Annotated in this window: 25 protein-coding genes, 2 tRNA genes and 1 pseudogene; 12 read left to right on the top strand and 16 right to left on the bottom strand. The window is 67.7% G+C overall.

What is annotated here, in order from left to right; translation table 11 throughout:
* Nucleotides 1-18: 18 nt before the first annotated feature.
* Complete coding sequence (locus GWK61_RS02745) at nt 19-1,251, bottom strand: NsdA family TPR-like regulatory protein (RefSeq protein WP_194904517.1); 1,233 nt, start codon at nt 1,249-1,251, stop codon at nt 19-21.
* 214 nt (nt 1,252-1,465) lie between these two features.
* On the opposite strand from GWK61_RS02745, the gene GWK61_RS02740 reads away from it, so the two are divergent.
* Both GWK61_RS02740 and GWK61_RS02735 read left to right on the top strand, forming a co-directional pair.
* On the top strand, nt 1,466-1,777 hold the full coding sequence (locus GWK61_RS02740) for a hypothetical protein (protein WP_194904515.1): 312 nt from the start codon (nt 1,466-1,468) through the stop codon (nt 1,775-1,777).
* On the top strand, nt 1,774-2,244 hold the full coding sequence (locus GWK61_RS02735) for an ATP-binding protein (protein ID WP_194904512.1): 471 nt from the start codon (nt 1,774-1,776) through the stop codon (nt 2,242-2,244). The genes GWK61_RS02740 and GWK61_RS02735 overlap by 4 nt, the downstream gene beginning before the upstream one ends.
* Before the next feature lie 209 nt (nt 2,245-2,453).
* Here GWK61_RS02735 and GWK61_RS60520 read toward each other — a convergent pair.
* Together GWK61_RS60520 and GWK61_RS02725 are read right to left on the bottom strand one after the other, a co-directional pair.
* Nucleotides 2,454-2,856, bottom strand: a pseudogene (locus GWK61_RS60520) (LLM class flavin-dependent oxidoreductase); the annotation flags it as partial.
* A 73-nt stretch (nt 2,857-2,929) separates the two neighbouring features.
* Nucleotides 2,930-3,910, bottom strand: coding sequence for an aldo/keto reductase (locus GWK61_RS02725; protein WP_194904510.1), 981 nt, complete (start codon nt 3,908-3,910; stop codon nt 2,930-2,932).
* Between the two features lie 138 nt (nt 3,911-4,048).
* On the opposite strand from GWK61_RS02725, the gene GWK61_RS02720 reads away from it, so the two are divergent.
* Complete coding sequence (locus GWK61_RS02720) at nt 4,049-4,954, top strand: helix-turn-helix domain-containing protein (protein WP_194904508.1); 906 nt, start codon at nt 4,049-4,051, stop codon at nt 4,952-4,954.
* Between the two features lie 72 nt (nt 4,955-5,026).
* Here the strand turns inward: GWK61_RS02720 and GWK61_RS02715 are convergent, their stop codons facing one another.
* The 6 genes from GWK61_RS02715 to GWK61_RS02690 form a co-directional block, all read right to left on the bottom strand.
* Nucleotides 5,027-5,773: a hypothetical protein gene (locus GWK61_RS02715; protein ID WP_194904506.1), complete on the bottom strand. Its 747-nt coding sequence runs from the start codon at nt 5,771-5,773 to the stop codon at nt 5,027-5,029.
* 23 nt (nt 5,774-5,796) lie between these two features.
* Complete coding sequence (locus tag GWK61_RS02710) at nt 5,797-6,465, bottom strand: pentapeptide repeat-containing protein (protein ID WP_194904504.1); 669 nt, start codon at nt 6,463-6,465, stop codon at nt 5,797-5,799.
* Between the two features lie 84 nt (nt 6,466-6,549).
* A complete protein-coding gene (amcA, locus tag GWK61_RS02705) occupies nt 6,550-6,717 on the bottom strand; it encodes a multiple cyclophane-containing RiPP AmcA (RefSeq protein ID WP_194904657.1) in 168 nt (55 codons plus the stop codon).
* Nucleotides 6,714-7,880 carry a cyclophane-forming radical SAM peptide maturase AmcB gene (gene amcB / locus GWK61_RS02700; protein ID WP_194904503.1) on the bottom strand — a complete coding sequence of 389 codons (1,167 nt, stop codon included), beginning with the start codon at nt 7,878-7,880 and terminating at the stop codon, nt 6,714-6,716. Before amcB ends, amcA begins: the two co-directional genes overlap by 4 nt.
* Before the next feature lie 19 nt (nt 7,881-7,899).
* Nucleotides 7,900-8,295, bottom strand: a complete 396-nt coding sequence (locus tag GWK61_RS02695; protein ID WP_194904501.1) for a hypothetical protein — start codon at nt 8,293-8,295, stop codon at nt 7,900-7,902.
* 121 nt (nt 8,296-8,416) lie between these two features.
* Nucleotides 8,417-9,148: a GntR family transcriptional regulator gene (locus GWK61_RS02690; RefSeq protein WP_194904499.1), complete on the bottom strand. Its 732-nt coding sequence runs from the start codon at nt 9,146-9,148 to the stop codon at nt 8,417-8,419.
* 58 nt (nt 9,149-9,206) lie between these two features.
* Between GWK61_RS02690 and GWK61_RS02685 the strand changes: the two genes are divergently transcribed.
* The 4 genes from GWK61_RS02685 to GWK61_RS02670 all read left to right on the top strand — a co-directional run bounded on the left by GWK61_RS02685 (nt 9,207) and on the right by GWK61_RS02670 (nt 13,497).
* A complete protein-coding gene (locus GWK61_RS02685; RefSeq protein ID WP_194904497.1) occupies nt 9,207-10,031 on the top strand; it encodes a class I SAM-dependent methyltransferase in 825 nt (274 codons plus the stop codon).
* 393 nt (nt 10,032-10,424) lie between these two features.
* The gene (locus tag GWK61_RS02680; protein WP_194904496.1) at nt 10,425-11,183 is read left to right on the top strand and encodes a MarR family transcriptional regulator; all 759 of its coding nucleotides are present in this window, start codon (nt 10,425-10,427) and stop codon (nt 11,181-11,183) included.
* On the top strand, nt 11,128-11,862 hold the full coding sequence (locus tag GWK61_RS02675) for an ATP-binding protein (protein ID WP_323747385.1): 735 nt from the start codon (nt 11,128-11,130) through the stop codon (nt 11,860-11,862). Before GWK61_RS02680 ends, GWK61_RS02675 begins: the two co-directional genes overlap by 56 nt.
* Nucleotides 11,863-12,348: 486 nt before the next feature.
* Entirely contained in the window at nt 12,349-13,497 is a 1,149-nt protein-coding gene (locus GWK61_RS02670; protein ID WP_194904492.1) for a tetratricopeptide repeat protein, read from the top strand.
* Between the two features lie 99 nt (nt 13,498-13,596).
* Here the strand turns inward: GWK61_RS02670 and GWK61_RS02665 are convergent, their stop codons facing one another.
* Together GWK61_RS02665 and GWK61_RS02660 are read right to left on the bottom strand one after the other, a co-directional pair.
* Entirely contained in the window at nt 13,597-13,809 is a 213-nt protein-coding gene (locus GWK61_RS02665) for a hypothetical protein (RefSeq protein WP_194904655.1), read from the bottom strand.
* Between the two features lie 195 nt (nt 13,810-14,004).
* Entirely contained in the window at nt 14,005-14,244 is a 240-nt protein-coding gene (locus tag GWK61_RS02660) for a hypothetical protein (RefSeq protein ID WP_194904490.1), read from the bottom strand.
* Between the two features lie 495 nt (nt 14,245-14,739).
* On the opposite strand from GWK61_RS02660, the gene GWK61_RS02655 reads away from it, so the two are divergent.
* The 3 genes from GWK61_RS02655 (at nt 14,740) to GWK61_RS02645 (ending at nt 17,298) form a co-directional block, all read left to right on the top strand.
* Complete coding sequence (locus GWK61_RS02655) at nt 14,740-15,264, top strand: TRM11 family SAM-dependent methyltransferase (protein ID WP_228561639.1); 525 nt, start codon at nt 14,740-14,742, stop codon at nt 15,262-15,264.
* Between the two features lie 212 nt (nt 15,265-15,476).
* The gene (locus tag GWK61_RS02650; RefSeq protein ID WP_194904488.1) at nt 15,477-15,704 is read left to right on the top strand and encodes a helix-turn-helix transcriptional regulator; all 228 of its coding nucleotides are present in this window, start codon (nt 15,477-15,479) and stop codon (nt 15,702-15,704) included.
* A 25-nt stretch (nt 15,705-15,729) separates the two neighbouring features.
* Nucleotides 15,730-17,298 (top strand): tyrosine-type recombinase/integrase, encoded by a 1,569-nt coding sequence (locus GWK61_RS02645; protein WP_194904487.1) that lies wholly within the window; start codon nt 15,730-15,732, stop codon nt 17,296-17,298.
* A 127-nt stretch (nt 17,299-17,425) separates the two neighbouring features.
* Here GWK61_RS02645 and GWK61_RS02640 read toward each other — a convergent pair.
* Both GWK61_RS02640 and GWK61_RS02635 read right to left on the bottom strand, forming a co-directional pair.
* Nucleotides 17,426-17,499, bottom strand: a tRNA-Ile gene (locus GWK61_RS02640).
* 151 nt (nt 17,500-17,650) lie between these two features.
* Nucleotides 17,651-17,723: transfer RNA gene (locus GWK61_RS02635), tRNA-Asn, on the bottom strand.
* Nucleotides 17,724-17,917: 194 nt separating this feature from the next.
* Here GWK61_RS02635 and GWK61_RS02630 point away from each other — a divergent pair.
* Nucleotides 17,918-18,226 (top strand): YtxH domain-containing protein, encoded by a 309-nt coding sequence (locus GWK61_RS02630; protein WP_194904485.1) that lies wholly within the window; start codon nt 17,918-17,920, stop codon nt 18,224-18,226.
* Nucleotides 18,227-18,422: 196 nt separating this feature from the next.
* Complete coding sequence (locus GWK61_RS02625; protein WP_194904482.1) at nt 18,423-19,163, top strand: SDR family NAD(P)-dependent oxidoreductase; 741 nt, start codon at nt 18,423-18,425, stop codon at nt 19,161-19,163.
* Nucleotides 19,164-19,203: 40 nt separating this feature from the next.
* Here the strand turns inward: GWK61_RS02625 and GWK61_RS02620 are convergent, their stop codons facing one another.
* From GWK61_RS02620 to GWK61_RS02610, 3 genes are all read right to left on the bottom strand, one after another.
* Complete coding sequence (locus GWK61_RS02620; protein WP_323747384.1) at nt 19,204-19,662, bottom strand: SAM-dependent methyltransferase; 459 nt, start codon at nt 19,660-19,662, stop codon at nt 19,204-19,206.
* A gap of 10 nt (nt 19,663-19,672) precedes the next feature.
* A complete protein-coding gene (locus tag GWK61_RS02615; RefSeq protein ID WP_194904479.1) occupies nt 19,673-20,371 on the bottom strand; it encodes a DUF4352 domain-containing protein in 699 nt (232 codons plus the stop codon).
* A 94-nt stretch (nt 20,372-20,465) separates the two neighbouring features.
* Nucleotides 20,466-21,203 carry a GNAT family N-acetyltransferase gene (locus GWK61_RS02610; RefSeq protein ID WP_194904476.1) on the bottom strand — a complete coding sequence of 246 codons (738 nt, stop codon included), beginning with the start codon at nt 21,201-21,203 and terminating at the stop codon, nt 20,466-20,468.
* Nucleotides 21,204-21,219 lie beyond the last annotated feature (16 nt).

Below are 21,219 nucleotides of genomic sequence, written 5' to 3'. Positions count from 1 at the left end.
AGGGTTCTAAGACACGGCCTAGGACCGGACCGTCTTCACCTCGGCGGTCGCCGACACCTGATTCAGGTAGGGCACGAGGGAGTGCAGGCGTTGTGCGTTCACTCCGGACCGCGAGCGCTGGGCTACTTCGAGCGCTGCTGATGCGTAGGTGGCTACGCGTTCTGGGTCGTGGAGCTGCGCTCCGACCTTTGCCAGGTCCACGAGGACGCCGACTCGCCGTCGGTCGGAAAGACCTTGATTGAGAGCGGCGCTCAGTGCCACTTCGGCTTCGACCGGCTTGCCCAGCTCGACCAGGCAGGCCCCGCGCTCCTCGGCGAGGCGCGAACCGTCGAACCGCAGCCATCCACCGGTGTGGATGTCGCCGCGAAGGTCGGTGACGGATTCCGCGAGGTCCAGGGCTCGGAGACACTGGGTAGCGTCCCCCAGACCGGCGAGGGCCTGCGCATGCACTGATCCCGCCCACTGGCGCGTGGACAACGACGAGTCTCCCCGCGCAGCGATCTGCGAGGCCAGTTTCAGAAGCGGCTCGGCCTCCGCGAACTCTCGCTCGTACAGGCTGATGAAGGCTTGGCGGACCATGGAGCATGCCCACAGGTCGTAGTGCCCTGCCTCCCGCGCGGCGTTGGCGGCGACTGCGTAGCAGTTTGCTGCGTTGGCGTAGTCGTTGGCGTCGAAGAGGATTTCCCCCGCGAGTTGAAAGGCGTTGCTGGCCAACTCGTACACGGGCTCGCGGCGAGCCGACGTCGCGGAGGCGTCCAGACCGTCGACGAGATCTGCGACATGCCTGCGGACGGCGGGTAACAGCGTGACTTTCGTGGGGGCTGACGCGTACTCGGCCCACAGCTGAGCACTGGTGCTCTGCCACTCGCCCAGGTCAGCGGCCGAGCGTCTCGGTGCATCTCGCGGACCTGCGCCACAAACGGTGACGGCGGCATCATGCTTGATGGCAACTGCGCCGACCAGCGTCGCCAGACGTAAGAGCTCTCGGCGGTTCACGTCGTCAATGGTGACAGGCAATGCCTCAACTGAGTCAGGCGCATGGTAGTAGAAACCAAGATCTCGCTCATCCCTCGCCGGCCACCGAGTCTCACCCCGTTCCAGGCGCGACATCTTCCGCTGATCAAAGCCGTGCCGGATCTCGCCAGTCTGAGCTTCAAGGATCTCTCGTACCCGCGCGGCCACGTCTTCCTGAGTCCAACCGGCCGCGGCGCGAGCTGCTTCAAGCAGGCCGTTCCGTGTAGTCGGTCGCATACCACGAGTGTAAGAGGTCGAGTATCGATTTGGTCTGTGATCTGGTCTGTCCACCCGGGATGTTCCGGAGGTGAACTTGATCCATGATTGCGACTTCAGCGGGCACCGTGAGGCAGTTCGGGACGGGTGCGCCTGTGATGCTCCAGCACTGCGTTGCCGTGACGCAGTCACGCTGTCATCAAACTTCGGACATCACGATCACGGGTGGTGGCACATGGTCCAGCGTGTGAAGGCTTCGACACTCGACCGGGTGATGGAGGAGGGCTACACGGAGAGCTATGGCGCGTTGGTTTACCTGGCTGCGGTCATAGGGACGGATCCGGAGTCGCTGTGCCCGAGTGGCATAGAAGAACGGCTCGCATGGGGAGGCCATCTCAAGGGTTTAAGGGCCGCTCTTCTCTGTTTGGCGATGCATGAGCGCGGGATCGGCCCCGAGGCGGCCGCATTGGCCGTGAGTCATCACCTGGAGGATGCGACGAGCGACCTGGAGCGAGCCGCCGGCGCACCTTGCGGCGGTGCGCAGTGACGTACGGGTCCAAGAGTTTTGACGGCCTCGCCGAATGCGTTGCGGAGGTCCGCGGGTGCATCAACAAAGTGCTCGGAGACCGCGAGGGCGTCGACCTTGTCGAACTGGTGGCGTCAGAGCTGGCCAGCAACGCGATCCGGCACAGCGTTAGCGGTGACCGGGGCGGGCAGTTCACGGTTCACCTCGCGGAGTTCGTGGACCGGTGGCGGATCCGCGTCGACGACGAAGGCGGATCGTCCGTGCCGCGCGTGTGCGCGGTTCCGCTCATCGAGTGCATCGAAGACCTGGACCAATTCGGCGTCGAGGCCGAGGCCGGGCGGGGCTTAGCGTTGGTCGCGGCTGTCTCGGAGACATGGGGCGTGTTGGGAGGCGCGTCTGCCCGGGCAGTCTGGGCGGAGATCTTGATGCCTGGCAGTAGCAGTTGGGACAGGGCGTTGGAACCGGCAGCCCCGGCAACTCGGGCGTAGCTACCACGGCCAACAGCCGGTTGCGGCGATTTATGATGGTGAATTGTGGCTTCCTGCAGAACCGGTGGTCGCGCCGTCAGTCATAGACTATTAACGCTTGACCTGGCTGCGTATCGTGAGCACTATCAAGCCGAGCAAGAGCGGACCGAGCAGGCGAGCAGCGATATCGATGCCGCGGCACTGTTGTTGTGAGCTGAGTGTCAGCGGCTCGCGCCGCGGGTGCGGAAGTCCCGCACGAGGGCCTGGTATTCGACGTGATTCCAGCCGATCCCCACGCCCAGGCGCAGTCTGCCGCCGGAGAGCAGGTCGACGGCGGCGGCCTGCTGTGCCACCGGCGCGGTCTGGCGGTGGGGCAGGGACCAGGACCAGGACCCCGGTGGCGAACCCGATGCGTTCGGTGGTGGCGGCCAGATGGGCGAACATGACCAGCGGGTCGCGCTCGGTGTACGGGCCGGTGAGCGCAGGGCTCCGGTCGGCGGGCACGGCGCTGAGCACGTGGTCGTAGGAGAGCAGGTGGTCGAAGCCCAAGTCCTCGACCGCTCGCCCGATCAGGCGAACCGCGTTCGGGTCTCCGCGCAGTTCGGTCTGCGGGTAGACGGCGCGGATCTGCATCGTGCCTTCTCTCGGTCGTGCCGTCGCCGTCGTGGGGCTGTCCGGCGGGCCCTGTCGCGTGTCGAGGGCTTGGTCAGCGGTCGATGGAGGCCATGTTCGCGTCGTCGTGTCGCGCTCCTACCGCCGGTGTCAGGTTGCCGAGCCGCTTCAGCTGGTTCTGGTTCAACTCGATGCCGTCGGCGGCGCAGTTCTCCTCGACCCGCGCGACCCGGCGGGTGCCGGGGATCGGTGCGATGTCCTGGCCTTGGGCGAGCAGCCAGGCCAGCGCGATCTGTGCCGGGGTGGCGTCGGCCTCGGCGGCGATCGCCGCGACCTCGTCGACGATGGCCAGGTTGCGCCGGAAGTTCTCTCCGGTGAACCGCGGGTTGGTCTTTCGCCAGTCGTCCGCCGGGATGTCCTCGGGCGTGCGGATCTGCCCGGTCAGGAAGCCGTGGCCGAGCGGGGAGTAGGGCACGAACCCGATCCCGAGGCGGCGCAGCAGCGGAAGCAGCTCGGCCTCGGGGTCACGGGTCCACAGCGAGTACTCGGTCTGGAGCGCCGTCAGCGGATGCACGGCGTGGGCGCGGCGGATCGTGTCGGGGCTCGCCTCGGACAGACCGATGTGGCGCACCTTGCCTTCGCCGATCAGCGCGGCCAGGGCTCCGACGGTCTCCTCGATCGGGGTGTTCGGGTCGACCCGGTGCTGGTAGTACAGGTCGATGTGGTCGGTGCCGAGGCGCGTGAGGGAGCCTTCGACCGCGGCCCGGACGTTGGCCGGGCTGCTGTCGGTGACCCCGGGTCCGCCGCCGGCGTGGGACACCAGACCGAACTTCGTGGCCAGAACGACCTGGTCACGCCATCCCTTGATGGCCTTGCCGACCAGTTCCTCGCTGTGGAACGGGCCGTAGATCTCGGCGGTGTCGATGTGCGTGACGCCCAGGTCCAGCGCGCGGTGGATCGTGCGGATCGACTCGGCGTCGTCTAGGCCGCCGCCGCTGGTGTAGGTCCCGGCCATGGTCATCGCGCCCAGCCCGATCCGCGAGACGTCCAACCCGCCGAGAGAGATGTGCTTCATCAGATAGCTCCTGTTCGTCGTTGCCTGTGCTCCAGGAAACGCCGCGCCGCGAGGGCGTGGAAGTTGCTGCCGGAAGGTGTACCAACAGCCCACCCCTCGCCCCGGACACGCCCTGGAAAGTGCGTTTAACCTGGGAGTGTGGACAACCGCGACGAGGTCAAGGCCTTCCTCAGCTCCCGCCGGGCCAAGATCAGCCCCGAGCAGGCCGGGCTGGCCCACTACAGCCGCAACCGCCGGGTACCGGGCCTGCGCCGCAGTGAGGTCGCCGACCTGGCCGGAGTCAGCGTCGAGTACTACGCGCAACTCGAACGCGGCAACCTGACCGGCGTGTCCGAAAGCGTGCTGGACGCGCTCAGCCGCGCCCTGCACCTGACCGAGGCCGAACGCGAACACCTCGGAGATCTCGCCCGCGCCGCAGGCCCCGCACGCCGCCGACCACCGGCCCGGCAGGTACAGATACGGCCCAACCTCGCACGCATCCTGGACGGCATGACCGAGGTGCCGGCCTTCGTCGAGAACGGCCGCCTGGACGTGCTCGCAGCGAACCCGCTCGCCCAAGCCTTGTATGCGCCGGTGTTCGCCGACCCCGCCCGACCGGCGAACCTGGCCCGGTTCAACTTCTTCAACCCGCACGCCCGCACGTTCTGGACCGACTGGGCACGCGCGGCCGACGACACCGTGGCCATGCTGCGCACCGAAGCCGGCCGCGATCCCCACGACAGAGCCTTGAGCGACCTGGTCGGAGAGCTATCCACCCGCAGCGACGAGTTCCGCGTCCGCTGGGCCGCCCACGACGTCCTGCTGCACCGTACCGGAATCAAGCACTTCCAACACCCCGTCGTCGGCGAACTGCACCTGTCCTACGAGGTGATGGAACTGCCCGCCGACCCCGGCCTGACCCTCGTCGCCTTCAGCGCCGAGGCAGGATCACCCGCCGACGACGCCCTCAAGCTCCTCGCCAGCTGGGCCGCCACCCACCACCCCGCCGAAACCCTGAACAGGCCGCCCGCCACAAACAGCCAGCCAACTCGCCGCATCAAGTGAGCCAATACCAAGTCCACTGTGTCGGGACTGCCACGACATCACGCTTTGAAGGTCATTAGGTGTCGCAGGAGATCAGACCAGGGAGCGCAAGGTCCCGACGGGCCAGTGTCCGAGCCAGAACGCGATGCGTGAAGGCGCCGCTGCGGTCAAGGTCGAGCCGTCGTGGGGGACGAGTTCGGTGGGTGCGATGTAGGCGTCGCCGGGGTTCAGCCGGATCCGTAGAACACGCAGCTGTCTTCCGGCGGCGACGTGGCGGCGGATGTCGTTGGTATGTGGGTAGTGCCGGGGGACGGCGTCGATGGCGGCGCAGATGTCGAAGATGTCGAAGATGTCGAGGGTGCCGACGAGCAGGTGGCGGACGCCGGGGCCGAGGTTGAGGCCGACGCGGCGGCGGCTGGCGGTGCGCTCGGCGAGGTTGAGCTTGTCGTGGTTGTCCAGGTGGATGCCCAAGTGCAGGCCGACGGTGGTGTCGATGGTGGTCGTGGTCTGGCCGGGTTGCTCGTCGCCGGCGGCGAGGAAGTCGGCGTCGTGGTGGCTGGCGAACGGGTTGAAGGCGTTGACGTGCTCGATTAGCGGGCGTCCTGGGGCGGGTACGGAACTGTCGGCCAGGACGCGGACTAGTTCGATCATGCTGGCTGGGGCGTCGTTAGCGTTGGCGCGCAGCTCCTCGGCTTCGGTGGCGTTCAGTGGCCGCCAGTTGTCGGCCGGCAAGACGGCGCCGTCCTCGATGCTGTTCCGGCCGGCGGCGAGTATGACGTCTGCGACGTCGCAGCGTTCGATCAGAGCGTTCGCGTTGGTGAAGGCGATGCGGGTGCCCATGGTGGGTTCCCCCTCGTGGGGTGTCAGTCGTCGGGGAGGCTCAGTTCCAGATCGCCGATCAGGGCTCGGCCCAGCTGCATGGTCTGCGTCGGTTCGATGACGGCGTACTTGAGCGAGGCGATGCCGCGGATCCCGGACAGGTCGTTGCCGCGCAGGTCGCAGCCCTTGGTCGTGGTGCGTCCGAAGCTGGTCAGGTCCATGCGGCAGTCGTCGAACGCGGCCTTGGACAGGTCGCAGCTGGAGAATTCGGTCTCCTCCAGGGAGCAGTCCCGGAAGATGACCGGGCCCTTCGTGGTGACGTTCTGGAAGGCCGCGTAGTCGAGCTTGCAGCGGTCGAAGATCACGTCTTCGAAGGTGAGGTCGTCGAACTGGGCGGACAGCAGCTTGCAGTTGGCGAAGCGGACGCGCGACCATTTCCCGCCGGCGAACGTGGCTCCCGACAAGTCACAACCTGTGAACTCGACCGAGTCCATGCGGATCTCGTGCAGCTTGGCGCGGTCGACCCGCAGGGCGTCCACGCGGCCGGTGGTCAGGCGCTGGTCGGAGACCTCCAGGGACCGCAGCTCGGCGTCGGCCAGGCGGAAGTCGTTCATGGCGCCGAGGCGGTTGGCCAGGGTCTCGACGTCTTCCAGCTCGGCGTCGTCCAGGTTCGGAAGGGCCGCGCGGGTGGTCCGGATTTCAAGCTGTTCCATGGCGATAAACCCTAGGTGTCGGGGATGGCCGTCGCGGGTGGGACGCGCGGCCCGGCCTGGCGGACCGGGCCGCGCGTCGGGAGGTCACTTCCGCTTGCTCCAGTTGTCCCAGGTGGGCCGGTTGTCGAAAGGAGCTGTGGCGTTGTCCCAGGTCGCACGGTTGTCCCACTTGCCGACGGTCGGGGCGGTGCCGCCGGCCAGGGCCAGCACGGTGGGGTGGTCGGATTCGAGCAGCGTTGCGAGCGGGCTCACGGTTCCTCCTTGCGGGTTGTGTCGATGAGGGCGTTGATCAGCTCCTGGCGGGAGACCCGGCAGTAGTTGGTTTCGGTGGAGGTGAAGGTGCCGTTCTCGAAGTAGCGGTTGCCGGCCGCCGCGCCGCGGCAGAAGTCGAAGAAGCTGCAGGTGGCGCGGCAGGCTGCGAGGCCTTCGGTGAATTCGGCGATGTAGGGCAGCTGCCAGGCCCGGGCCAGGATCGATGCGAGGTCCTGCTCCACGATGTTGCCGGCGATGAAGTCGCCGTAGAGCTCATCGTGGATGCCGGCCAGCTCCGGGGAGAGCAACACGACGTCGCCGTTGTAGGCGATGGTGGGCAGCGGGTCGAAGCGGTGTGCCTCCCAGGCCGCGCGCTCCCCGGCCCGGATGGTGCCCAGATAGCTGCCGAGGCGGTCCAACTCCCGGATCTTGACACCCGGGTGCGCTGCGGACCAGGCGATTGTGCGGATCCAGAAGTCACGGGCCTCGGCCGACCCGGGCTGACTGCCGGTGTTGCTGCCCTCGAACTCCTCGATGTTGAGGCAGATCTGGTCGGCGCCCAGCTCGGTGAGGAAGTCCAGCAGGTACTCGGCTCGGCTGATGCCGGCCTTGCCGACGACGGCGATCACCGAGAACTTGATGCCGCGTCGGCGCAGCCTGTCGATCCCGGTCATGATCCGGTCGTGTGCGGGCCGTCCGGCCCGGTCGGTGCGGCGGGCGTCCAGGTCCGCCGGGCCGTCGATGCTGACTCCGATACTGAAGTCGTAGCCCTGGAAGAAGTCGCACCACGAGTCGGTGATCAGTGTGGCGTTGGTCTGGACGGAGTGATGGATCAGCCCGGCCGTCCGCAGCGGCTCGAACGGGGCCAGCAACTCGGTCAGCGCATCGACGCCGACCGCCAACGGTTCCCCACCGTGCCAGCAGACCTCGGCAACTTGCCGTCGACCGGACTCGTCGGGGCCGAGCTCGGCCAGAGAGGCCGCGACCGCTCGCGCGACCGCGACGGGCATCCGGTTGCGGCGCTTGCGCAGCGGCAGGTAGCAGTACGCAGAGCAGTCCATGTTGCAGAAGGTGTCCGGCTGCATGACCACCAGGGACGGCTGCGGCGCGATCCAGCGGGCGTAGGCGGCGGTCGCATGTTCGGCCGTAGCCACGATGCTCATAACTCGTCCTCCACCCAGTTCAGAGGCGGCTGGACTCGGCGACAGGCGACGACAGGCTGGTCTCCCGGGAAGTGATTCGCCGGCAGACCGGCCGGTCCGAGGCCAGTGACCAAGAGGCCGAATACGGAGGCGGGACGGCGAACTCGATCACCGCCTTGGGCCCGGCGACGAAGGCTCTGCGTACCGGCCGCCAGCGGCCCGGGACCGGGTCGGGGAACCAGACCGTCATGTCGTCTCGGACCAGACCTGCGTCGATCTCTTCCACCTGGTCGCCCTCGCCGGCGGCCGAGGCTGCGTCGTACTGCTCCGGGTCCCGGAGCCGGGGAAAGGCCTCGCGCGTCTTCTTCAGCACGTTCGAGGCCGGTGGCACGTCGGGTGCCTGTGGATGTGCGGTGCGTGGTGTGTCAGTGCTCATGGTCGTCTCGTGTTTCCAGAAGGGTCGAGTATGTCCGAGCACTCACTAAGGTGGACCAGTCCACCAGTCCAGTCAAGACCTTATGCGCTCCCGATGTCGCTGAGGGTGATACAGGGGGCTGTCAGGCGTCCATCGGATACTCGTCAACGCGCTCGGCGAACCCTCCACCGGTGAAGCCTTCCTCGACCACCACCGCAGTGCCGTCTGCGGTCTGGGCGGCGTGCAGCACCACCAGGACCGTCGCATCGGCATCCAGCCCCAGCGCTTCGCGGATGTCGGCGTTCAGTTCGGCGGCGGTGGCGGGAGTCGTGACGTCGCGGCCGAGTGCCGGGCGCAGGCCGGTGCGCGCGATGATGTGGCGGGTGGTGCCGCCGGGGATCGACGCGGTGCGATGCAGAAGCTCGCAGCGCTCGGCGATGGTTCGTGTGAACCAGGCCGTGACCACCGATACCGGCTCGCCGCTGGGCAGGTGCAGCAGTCTCGTACGAGCCAGGGCATCCTCGCCCTCGGCGATACCCAGTGCTGCGGCAACGTGCGGCGGCGGGACCTGGTAGCCGGGTCGGCCAAGGATCCTGAAGGGCAGCGCTCCTTCGAGGCGAGCAGTGCCGGCCGTGCGGCGCCCGGCTGGACGAGCCACTGGGGTGTCGGTGACGAAGAACCCCAGCCCTTTGCGGTCGACGATGAGGCCGTCGCGGGCCAGCGCTCGCAGCGCGTCAGAGGCGGTTACCCGCGAACAGTTCCACTGGTCAGCCAAGGCGCGGCTGGAGGGGGCCGGTGCGCCGGGTGGCAGCGTCCCGTCCTCCATCTGGTCGCGCAGCTGCCCGGTGATCTGTTCGTGAAGGGTCGGCGCCATCGAATCTCCTGACAGGGTGGACTGGTCCACCTGCCACTCTAGCGGGCAGAATCCATCCATGGATGGACTCTCGCTTGCTCCCGAAATCGCGGACTACTACGACGGCAAGGACGAGGCCAGGCGCCTGCTGGACGCGGCGGACGGGCGGCTGGAGCTGATCCGGACCCAGGAGATCCTGCGCCGCTTTCTGCCTAATGGCGGCCTCGACGTCCTCGACGTCGGTGGGGCCACCGGCATCCACTCGACGTGGCTGACCGCTGACGGGCATCGCTGCCTGGTGGTCGATCCGGTGTCCAAGCACGTCACCGCGGCCCGCGAGGCCGGCCTTCGCGCCGAGGTTGGCGACGCGCGCGCCCTGCCGGTCGAATCCGGGTCCTTCGATGCGGTGCTGTTGATGGGGCCGCTGTATCACCTGCCCGATCCGAACGAACGAGCTCTGGTGCTGTCCGAGGCGGTGCGGGTCGCCCGTCCCGGAGCCGTCGTGGCCGCTGCTGCGATCGGACGCTTCGCGTCGCTGTTCGAGAACGCCGGTCTGGGCATCCTCGCCAGGCCGAAGGTGAACGCCTCGGTCGCCGGCATCATGGCCTCCGGCGAGCTCATCCAGCCGCCGCCGGGACGGTTCACCACCGCGTTCTTCCATCCTCCGGCACTGCTGGTCAACGAGATGACCGCTGCCGGGATCGACGACGTGCGTGTGTTCGCTGTGGAGGGCCCGGCCTGGGGGATGCTGCGCGCTGCTGAGGCCCGCGGCGTGACCATCGGTGACGAGGACGACGACCCGCTGTTCGCCTCCGTCCTGGCCGCCGCGAGGATGGCGGACGACCACCCCGAGCTGCTGGCCGCCGCCAGCCACCTGCTTGCGGTCGGTGTGGTGGCTGGTTGACGCTGGGCAGGTTGCCCGTGGTGCTTATCTGCCGGCGTTTGATTGATCAGACCACGCGATGTGTTCGCCGCCCTGGTTCAGGGGCGGTGGGCGGCCGACGATCGCGTCGGCGCCTAGGGCTGGCTGGTCGGCGGGCCCTGGGCAGCGAAAACCGTCGAGCGTCGCTCGACTTCACTTCTCTCGTCAACTGTTGTCACCCGGAACGGTTGATGTTGTGCCCTTAGACCATCAACCCATCGACATCGGCTCAGGAACGAGCGTCGATTGGTGGTGTCCGCGCGGCCCGGCTGTCTTACCGCGAGCTGGTTGAGCCGGGACCGCGCGGATCCTCAACAGCCCGCGTGGTGAGCGCGGGCTCGTCGCTCGCACCAACTTCGAAAGGCATGAGCCGTGATGCTCGAGACTCAGACACGACCGGAGCCGCCGACCCTGACTGCTGCCGCCCGGTTGGTCGCCGGCGCGCTCGCGGAGGTCCATGAGGTCACCGTCGTAGAGCTGCATGAATCCGCCGGGGTGAGTAAGTCCACTGTCGCCAAGACGCTGGTGCAGCTCGAGCGCGCGGGGGCTGCGTGCCGTACGGTGCGGGAGACAGGCGGGGTACGGGACGCCGACCTCTGGTCTCCCGGGCCTGGCCTGGGTGCGCTGCTGTTCAAGGCCGATGTTCAGGCACTTGGCTCCGATTGCGGAGACGCGACCGAGCGACCGGAAAAGGCTGTGGTCGCTCCTCCTGCGTGTGTCCCGGACGACGTAGCGACTGAGGGTCCTGCGTCGCCGGTCGCGCCTGCCGCCGAGGAAGGCACGACGAGCGACAGCGAGCCGGAGTTTGAGACCGGCGTGGTTCGGCCGGCCGAAGCTGATGCGGTGACGGAGGCTGCGGCGACTGTGTCGTTTGAGTCTGACGAATCGGGGTCGGACGGACAGGCCAGGCGTCTGGCCCCGGGCGAATTGCGTGCGATGGTCACCGCCGTGCTTGAGGCTCATCCGGATATCGAGTACACCCCCACCATGCTCAGCCACATGCTGGAGGGTCGCAGCGCGGGGGCGATCCACAACGTGCTGGAGAAGCTGGTCTCTTCCGGGGCCGCTGCGCGGACGCGTGACAAGCCCAAGTCCTACCGCCACGTCGCGGCTGAGGCGCCGAATCCGGCGTGACCGGGGCGCTGCTCGTGCACCGGAGTTACGGCTCCCCACGGCTCGTCACGTAGCAGCCGCGCTTCGCGGTGTGGGCGTCATCCACCAGACCCAGGGAGGTTCCGTCGTGCCGTGTTCGTCTTCTGACCCGCCGCCGATCCCGGTGGCTCGGACGCCCAAGCTACCGCCCAGCCCCCTCCCCGCGCCGAGCCCTAAGGCGCCGGTTCCTGCGCAACGTCCAAGCCCACCGCGCCTGCCGAGCCCTCGGCGCCCAGGTACGGGACAACTGATATCGGGGTGCGCGCAGGAGTTCGCAACTACTCCGACCGCCGCCGGGTGGGCCCGGCGGCACACGGCAGACGTCCTGGCCCGATGGGGACTGCCGGAGCTTGCCGACGACTGCTGCGTGGTGGTCTCCGAAATGGTCGGCAACGCGGTCCAGCACGCCGTACCCGATGGAGCCCTGGCGACCTGCCGCCTGGTCCTGAAGCTCTATACCGACGTGGTGTCTGTGGAGGTCTGGGACCCGTCACCGGACGCATTCTTGCGTCTCCGTGAGGAAGATGTGCTTGCCGAGTCTGGACGTGGGCTGGCCATCGTCACGGCGCTGTGCGATGCACCACTGCTGGTGTTTGCCATGCCTGGCGAAGGCAAGACCGTAGTGGCTGTACTCCCGCGCGACCGTGTCAAGAGTCTGTGATTTGAGCGGAGTCTGACCGCGTTGACGGCGTGTCTGGGCGTTCGGATGACCATCGCCGCATGGCTCAGCATAGCGACCACTGGTCAGTGCAGCCGAGACGTGCGGCGATTGAGGTCCTCGGGCGACCGGCCGCTGTGAGGGTCGGGGAGTGGCTGCTCTTTGCGTTGTCGAACCCCCGCTGCCACGTAGTCCATCGTTTCCTGCACGGCACCACGTGAAGGGGGTGCTCGCGCGCCAAGTTCATCAGGGTTCGAATCTTCTTTTGATCTCGCCGGGCGGCATCCAGTCAGCTTGGCAAGCTTTGACTGGTGGTGTCGCGTATCGAAGGGTCGCGAGTACCCCGCCGTTGGCTCCGGCTCTCTCCTCAAAGGGCGCAGTGGGAGCGTGCCGGATCGCAAGCGGGCGTGACCGGCCCCTGCGGTGAGGTGATCTGCCCGCCGGGGTAGGAGCGAACCTGGGAACTGATTCGCTCGGAGGGGGTCGCTCATGGCACCGGACGCCCAGGACGGCAGCGAGCCGACCGGGATCATTTTCAGAGCGCAGAGCGCCTACTTGTTCGGGTTGCCGTACCTCGATGAGCCTGCCCAGCGGCTGGCGGAAGAAGGCCGGGTCGACGAGGCGATCGCGGTGTACGCCGACGACATCGCGCGGCAGCGGGCAACGGTGGACGCTGCGGTGCGGGCTGGCGCCGTGCTGGAGAAGGGGCCCGGCGAGCGGGCGTTCCACCAGCGCATCGCCTACGACCTATGTCGGCAGGCGGAGATCGAGGTCACCCGTCCGCGTGTGCGCCAAGCCCTGAACCTGACAGCCATGGCGCTGGGAATCATTCGTCGTATCGAGCAGGAGGCGCCTGAGGAATACGAGGGCGAACTGCTCGTCACGACCCTCGGTAAGTTCGCGCAAATTCGGGCCCTGTGCCGGGTGCGCCTCGCCGAGGCCCGCGCCGCGATCGACGAGGCGCTGCCGATCCTGCGGGGCTTGTCGGACGACTCCGCCGAATGGCATGCGTCGATGAAGCGCTTTACGGACCTGGAAGCGGATATCATCCGTCTTCTCGACAACCGCACGGACATAGCCAGCCTCGGTCTGCCCGGCACCTTGCTCCGTATGGACAGCTGGCGCGACGCGTTCACCAACGAATACCGCATGGCCCGGCTCGCGGAATTGGAACCCGCCGAGATGATCGAAGAGGCCGGGAGCGTGGATCTCGCGGAGGCGATCTGCTGGTGCCTGTATGAGGCCGGCGACGTTCACGGCACCTGCAAGCTCGGCACCGTCCTGCTCGCGCAAGGCGAGCCGGCCATCGCCGAAGCCATGTGGCATCGCGCGGACGAAGGCGGCGACGCGGAAGCCGCGCACCGCCTTGGCCGGCTCCGCCAGCAACGAGGCGACCTGACCGACGCCGAGGCGTGCTACCGCCGAGCCGTGGAGCGGGGCAGCGCACCGGCCGTCCTCGACCTCGCCGAACTGTTGCGCCGCCGAGGCGATCTTGACGGCGCGCGCACGCACTACCAGGCGGCGGAGCATCAGGATGCCGAGACCGCAGCCAAGGCGCAGAAAGCCTTGCGCAAGCTTGACCGGACGTCGCCGTGGTCGCGGCTGCGCGGGACGTCCCGGCACCGGGATGAGCCCTGAGCGGCGTCGATCGGGCGGTGCGGAAAGCCCGGGCGGGGCGGGCCCGCCGGGCGACCGTGCTCCGGCGTGGCGCGCGCTTGGCCTACGGCAGGGACCGCGTCAACCGGCATAGAGCGGCAAAGATGCCGGCGGCGGGAAGCGAATCTCCCGCCGCGCCGTTGCGGGCGCAGCCAGACCGAGGCGATCTTGGCGTTGTGTTTCCTCGAGACGGTTGCGCCAGCCTTCCAACATCGCGTCGAGGACCTGCTCGTCCGGCCGCAGCAACGCCACGCCGGAGACCAGGTGCGGCTTGGCGCCGCCCGGAAAGACCATCCTTGACCACCTTGTGCCGTTCGCATCCGATGCGATGTTGCCGCATCGGATGCGAACGGCACCATCGATCCAGGCAGAATCACCCGAACATGGTCGCCACAGACTGACCGCCACCGGCACCGCTCGGCACTCGACAGCTAAGCTCCTGGCCAGGGCCTCGCGTACCCGCCGATGGCAAGGTGTCGCGTATTCGCATCAGATGGAATGCGCGCCGCTTGCAGGGTTCTTGTCAAGGTCGCGGGTGGCGTCTGTCAAGGTTCCGGGACTGGTCGCCGGGTGCATACCTGCTCCAGTCGGCGCCTGGTTGGTGAATAGGGACTCCAGGTCAGCTCTCTGCTCCTCGAGCATCAAGCCCCGGCGGGCTTCTTGCGCCCGCGGAGCGGGATAGTGCACGCCGTGGATCGCGAAGAGCTGATAGTTGTCCTTGAACGACACGGGACCGATGTCGCCAATCAGGCCGCGGTGGCGTTGCGAGCCGGGGACTCCTTCTGGGTATCGGTCGGCTCGGCAGCGCCCGCCAGCCCTTCAGCGCGCAGGTGCTGGGGCGAGTAGGCATGACCGAAGGCACGTACATCATCTTCCTGGCCGCCGATCTGAGGTCATGCGTTGCTGTGCTCTAGCTCTCGGCAAAAGCGGTTTCAGTGTGATCCTCAGTAGGGGCGTTGCTCCGGGGCCGGGTGAGGCAAGCAATTGATCACCTTGGCGCACCAAGATCAGCGCCAATGCCATCGACCTGGCGCTCGATGAGGACCCTTCTTCTTCGGACCGCGTCCGCTGAAATGCCGGACGATACCGACTCCACCCAGTCCGGTCGCCACTCCTGAACGGGGTCAAACGACTGTCCCAGACCCCGCTCAAGCTCAGGCCGGCGGCCTTTGTCAGCAGGTCCGGCCCGCCCCGAGGTGCCGGAATCGGCTGAAGGAGCGTGGCTTGAACACGACACCGCCCGTGCCTGACAAACCGCCGCTGTCGGTCTGGGCGACTGCCCAAGACGGGCCCCGAGCTCAGCGCAAGGGCCGGTACCTGCCGGAGTCCGACGCGCACCCCGCGAAGATGTACCCGGCGATCGCTGCGCACGCGATCTCCATGTACACCGCACCGGGGGATCTGGTCATCGATCCCATGTGCGGCATCGGTACCACGTTGGTCGAAGCCATGCACCAGGACCGTATCGCGATCGGCGTGGAGTACGAGAAGCGCTGGGCCGACCTGGCGGCTCGCAACGCCGAGTACGCCGTCGACCATGGTGCTCCCGGGTACGCCACTGTCATCAACGGCGATGCCCGGGACGTCGAACGTCTCGTCGGAGCCGACGTGACGGGCAAGGCGGCGCTCGTACTCACCTCGCCGCCCTACGGGCCGGCCGCCCACGGCCACGTCCGGGTGTCCCGGGATTCGCCCTGGACTTGTTCGCGCAGCTGGAGATGTGGCGTGCGATCGACTTCTCCGATGTGAAGAGCCCAGCAGAAACTACTTCACAAGAATCTGATAACAGGGTTCCAACCCTGACGAAGTCGAGCTACCGTCTGCCCGCGGCCGCAACCAACACCGCCGATGAGCAGCAAAGGAGTCATTCGGGTCCGGCGACTGAGCCGGGCCGCACAGCGAATTCCGGGCTGGACGCTCACCCACAATCAGGTCTGCAGGCCTGACGCCAGGGGGAGCGCATGCCGCCAAGGCACCTGCCAGTCCGCCGAATTCGCAGCTCAGCAGAAGACCCTCTGCTGAGCATCCCCCAGGTCATCGCAGAACTCGGTATCAGCCGGGCGACCTTCTATCGCTGGCGATCCCTTCGCAAGGGGCCGGCGAGCCTCCGCCTGCCCAACGGCTCGATCCGCGTGCGCCGATCTGATCTCGACGCGTTCCTCGCCGCCTGCGAGGAGCCGAATCACTGACCCCTACGACCTGCGGTCCGGCGGCATGCCGCCGGACCGCGCCATCAGGCATGCCACGCGATCCGACGTGGACCGCCGCTCCGGCGACTGCGATGACCGCAGGTCGCTGCAGACCATTCCGCGAACCGTCCGTGGGCGCGTTCGCCAAGAGAAGGGCGCGAATCCCGTGCTGAGTCTCGATGTACGGATCTGGGCCATCGCCCCGATCAAGCGTGCGAAGAAGACGACATACAAAGTGCGATGGGGTGTTGCCGGACAGCAGTTCGGCAAGACCTACGCCAGCAAGCAACTGGCCGAGTCCCGACGGAGTGAACTACTCGCGGCCCAGCGTCGCGGTGAATCCTTCGACTGTGAGCTCGGCCTTCCTGAGTCTGAGATCCGCGCGATGCGGACCAACGTCACGTGGTACCAGAATGCGATCGAGTTCATGGACACTGTGTGGCCGGCGCTCGCGCCCGGTTCCCGCCGGAAGCTGGCCGAGGCGCTCGCGACCGTCACCGTGGCGTTGACCGAACCGATGATCGATCCGGTCGATCATGCATTCGCTTTCCGGTGGCTGGTCAACTGGTCGTTCAACGGCCGGAACCGGCTTTCGGCGATCCAGGACGAAGAAGCCGCGTCGGCCGTCGAGTGGATCGCGGCACACTCGCTTCCGATGTCGGCGTTGACGGATCCACAGCTAGCCAGGCGGGCGTACAACAGCACCACAACCGACAGCTTCGGCAGGCCTTACGCGGTGAACACGTATCGCAACAAGAAGAAGGGCCTCAATGGCGCCATCAGGTATGCGATCGAGATGGGGCGGGTGGACGCGAATCCTCTGGATCGGATCAGTACCATCCCGCCGAAGCGAAAGAGCGCGGTCGACCGCACGGTCGTGATCAGTCCCGCCCAGGCGCGTTCGCTTCTCGACGGAGTCCGTGGGCAGGGGCCCACCGGGCCGCGCTTGGTCGCGTTCTTCGCGGTGCTGTATTTCGCCGGACTCCGTCCCAGCGAAGCGCTCGCGCTGCGTATTGCAGACTGTCACTTACCTGAACAGGGCTGGGGTAACCTGCGGTTTGCCGAATCAGTCCCGTACGCCAACGCGGCGTGGACTGATGACGGCCAGACGAGTCCGCGCCAGTCGCTGAAGCATCGTGCGCGCGGTCAGAGTCGGACGGTCCCGGCGTGCCCAGAGTTGGTGGCCCACCTTAAGGCCCACGTCGAGGCGTTCGGCACGGCTTCAGACGGCCGCCTGTTCTTCCGGCTTGATGGCGGTCCGATTCGGCACGCCACGTACGCGAAGATCTGGGCGAGGACCAGAGCGCAGGTGCTGACCCCGGAGCAGTTTGCATCGCCTCTGGCGCGGCGGCCTTATGACCTCCGCCACGCTGCCGTCTCGACGTGGCTCAGCGCTGGCGTGCCGGCCCCGCAGGTCGCCGAGTGGGCCGGCCACAGTGTCGAGATGCTCCTCAGTACCTACGCCAAGTGCATCGACGGATCGGATCAGGAGACGCGGGCGCACAGGCGCATCGACGCGTTGTTGAACCCGGCTGACGAAGCAGCCAGCGGGGGAGAGCCTGAAACCGGGACACAGATGGGACACGGAGACTGACTGATGGTGGTCGATAGCGCGACACGATGAGACACCCGCCAGGCTGATCCAACCCGCAAAAACCACCAACGACCTGGCCCTTAAGCGCTTCACCAGCTGCCGAGGGCCAGGTCATTCTGTTATGAAGTGGGGCGTGAGGGACTCGAACCCACGACCAAGGGATTATGAGTCCCCTGCTCTAACCAGCTGAGCTAACGCCCCAAGGGTGAAGTGTTTCGCCGCTCACGACGATGGTGGGCATCTGCCCGGCGTCGTGGTGGATCAACCCTCCCCGGTGATCGACTCCCCCTAGTGACGGCAAACGTCTCCGGGTCGCGTGGGCTGCCACGTGAGCGGAGACGTTCGTCGTGCGCTCCTGCAATAGGACTCGAACCTATAACCTGCCGGTTAACAGCCGGCTGCTCTGCCAATTGAGCTATGCAGGATCGTTCTTGCTCCGTCGGTCCTTGGCGCTTGGCGCGGTTCCGGCCCGGCGGTGCGTGACTAGGTTAGCGCATCCTGGGGGGAGATCCGCAATCCGCTTTCTTGGGCAGGTCGGGGCGGGTGTGGGAACTCTGGTGGGTCGCCCGTCCGTCGTAAGGTCCGTTCGTCGGATCGGGTCGGGGGTATTGGGGTTGCCATGAAGGCTGGGACGAAGATGACGTTGGCCGCCGGGCTCGGAGCCGGGTATGTGCTCGGCACGCGTGCCGGGCGCGAGCAGTACGAGAAGATGCGGGCGGCGGTGCGCAAGGTCGCCGACGCGCCGGCGGTGCGGCAGACCGCGAACGTGATCCAGGTGCAGGCGTTCGAGATCACCCGGAACACCGCGTCCAAGGGGCGTGAGGCGGTCGGGCACGTGGTGGAGAACGTGCGGCATCGCGGGGACGGGGTGGGTGGCGACGGTGCCGACCCCGGTGCTGACCTCGGTGTTGGGGATGACCTGCGGTAGCGCGCTGTAGGGGCATCACGCGCGGCTGAGTGGGCGGCGGCCGGGCGGCGATGGCGCATGCGCGGGGCCGCTCAGCAAGCCGGCGAGTCTGGCCGCCGACCAGCTCCGACTCGCAGCGCTTGACTCTCACACTGATGGCAAGGATCGATCCTTTCGTCACGGGCCCACACCGGGCCCGCGACGAAAGGAATCGATGATGAACGACCTGGCCGGAACCGTAGCCCTGGTGACCGGTGGCAGCAGAGGGATCGGCGCCGCGATCGCCCGCAGGCTGGCCGCGCAGGGCGCCGCGGTCGCGCTGACCTACGTGCAGGCGGCCGAGCAGGCGGAGAAGGTGGTCGCGCAGATCGAGGCCGACGGCGGCCGGGCCGTTGCGATCCGCGCCGACCTGGCCGCGCCGAACGCCGCCGCCCAAGCCGTCGAGCGCACCGTCCGGGACTTCGGCGGCCTCGACATCCTGGTGAACAACGCCGGCTTCCTCACCTGCGGCCCGCTGGACCAGGTCACGGAGACGGAGCTGGACCGCGTGCTCGCCGTCGACGTCCGCTCCGTCTTCCTGACGTCGCAGGCCGCGGCCCGCCACATGCGCGAAGGCGGCCGCGTGATCAGCATCGGCTCGTGCTTCAACGGCCGCGTGCCCGGCGAGAACTTCGTCCTGCAGGCGATGGCCAAGTCGGCGCTGGTCGGCCTGACCAAGGGCCTGGCGCGCGAGCTCGGGCCGCGCGGGATCACCGCCACGATCGTCGACCCGGGCCCGATCGACACCGACATGAACCCGGCCGACGGCGACAGCGCCGACTTCCAGCGCTCGCTGACCGCCCTCGGCCGCTACGGCGCCGCCGAGGACATCGCGAACGCCGTCGTGTTCCTGGCCGGGCCCGGCGGACGGTACATCACCGGCACGTCCCTGGCCGTGGACGGCGGCTACACGGTCTGAACCCGGCGGAAGGAAAGAGAAGCATGATCAGAACGGAAGCTCAGTAGTACTCGCGCATCAGCTCGGTGGCCCACTCCGGCTGCGCCACCTCGCCGATCGGCCCGAACTCCACCATGTACGGCTTCAGATCCAGCACCGGCGTCCCGTCCACCGCGTCGAGCCCGGCGACGTGCACCTCACGCCCCTCGACCCGCACCAGCCGGCAGCGCGAGACCCCGATCCGGTTCGGCCGGTTCTTCCCCCGCTGCGCGAAGATCCCCACCAGCGGCCACTCCGTGTTGTTCCGCGGATGCCGGGCCCCGGTCTGCACCTTGTCCGGGTCCACCAGGTGGAACCGGTAGACGACCTCCACGTGCGAGAACGCGTCCAGCCCGGCGAGCGCCTCGGGCTCGAAGCGCTCGTCGAGCCGGATGACGGCCTGCTCGCCGCCCCAGTCGTCGTCACGGGGCTCGGTACGGCCGCCGACTACCTGGCCGATCGGGATGATGTCGCTCGTCACTTGCCTGCCCTCACTTGCTCAAGGAGATCGACGGCGGGTTCTGGCTCGCGTGCCACATGTTCCCGCTGAAGATGAGCCGGAACGGGGCGCCGCTCTGCGGGAGGTCGAAGACCACCTCGCCGCGCGCCGTCTCGCCGGGCTTCACCTCGTGGTCCTGGAACAGCTTCCCCGCCGGCAGGGTGTCCCCGGGCACGACCGACGTCAGGTGCGTGGCGTTGGCGTTGTCCCGCAGGTCGAAGGCGCCGATGGTGTCGAACATCAGCTGCCCGCCGCTGACGTTGGTGACCGAGAAGTCCATCATCAGCCAGCTCCGGGTGGGTGCCGGCGTGAACTGCGAACCGGCCGGCGGGTTCCAGGGCATGGTGATGGAGTTGATCTTGAGTGTGAAACCGCCCTCGGTGACGGTGTCGGTCAGCTTGTAGAGCTTGCCCGGCACGCTGGCGGACGACGAGCTGTCCGACGCGGGCTGATCGACGGACGACGACGAGTCCGCCGGTGACGCCGGTGACGCCGACGACGAACTCGACGCCGCGGACGGCGAATCAGAACCCGAAGTCGCGGCAACCGTCGGCGGACTGGTCACCCCCGCAGCCGCCGCCTGGCCGGCCGTCACCCCCTGCGAGGCGCACCCCGCAGCCGCCAACGACACCACTCCCACCGCGAGCAAAGCGCGGACAGGCAGGCTGGAACGCCGAGAACGCAAAGACATTACTTCCCCCATGTCTGAAATCACCCCTGTGTGCGCGGCCCCTCCCGAGGACGCGCGCACGCAAGGTTAGCGGGCCGCAACGACTCCTGCCAGGTCAGCCCCGGGGCGCGAGATGCAGCCACCACGTGATGCCCGCGCCGATCTGACGGAAGCCGCAGGACTCGTACAGCAGCTTCCCCTCCGGCGTCGCGTTCAGCACCGCGTTGCGCGCCCCGGCGTCCGCAGCAGCCGCGACCACCGCACGTAGCAGTCCACTGCCAAGCCCCCGCCGCTGGAACGCGGGCCACACCTCCATGTCGAACACGCCAGCCGTCTCACTGACTGTCTCCCCGGCGTTCTCCCCGCTCATATGCGACCACGCGCGACCCACGAACCGGCCGCTCGGGTGGTCGTAGGCGGCGGCGTACCACGTGTGCTGCGGACGCACACGGGTCATCAGCAAGGTCTTCCCGTAGTCCGCGTACTCGCCGGTGTAGTCCAGCGTGTCCTGCTGGAGTTCGATACGCGGGTCGCCGGAAGCGCCGACGTCGGCTACCGCCGCCGTCATCCACCACGGTTCCCACCCGCGCTCGAACCCCGCAGCCGCCAACGCCGACGCGTCGACCTCCGCCCCCAGCCACGCCCCGATGATCCGAACGCCGGTCTCCCGGGCCCGCTCCACGCCCCGCAGGACGGCGTCGGCCGGAAGTCGCTCGGGGAACATCAGATTCTGCTCGTCTCTCTCACGGACCCAGGTCAACGGTCCGTCGGTCCAGGTCTGGCCGCCGAGCACCTCGGCGCGACACGTGAACCAGCAGGTCTGAGCGGCTTCGCAGTCCTCGACGGTCGGCATGCGGCCACCGTAACAA

Source organism: Catenulispora rubra (assembly GCF_015356825.1).
Classification (GTDB): Bacteria; Actinomycetota; Actinomycetes; order Streptomycetales; family Catenulisporaceae; genus Catenulispora; species Catenulispora rubra.
Note: the sequence above shows the minus strand (reverse complement) of the source record. Positions and strands in the feature narration are given on the sequence as shown.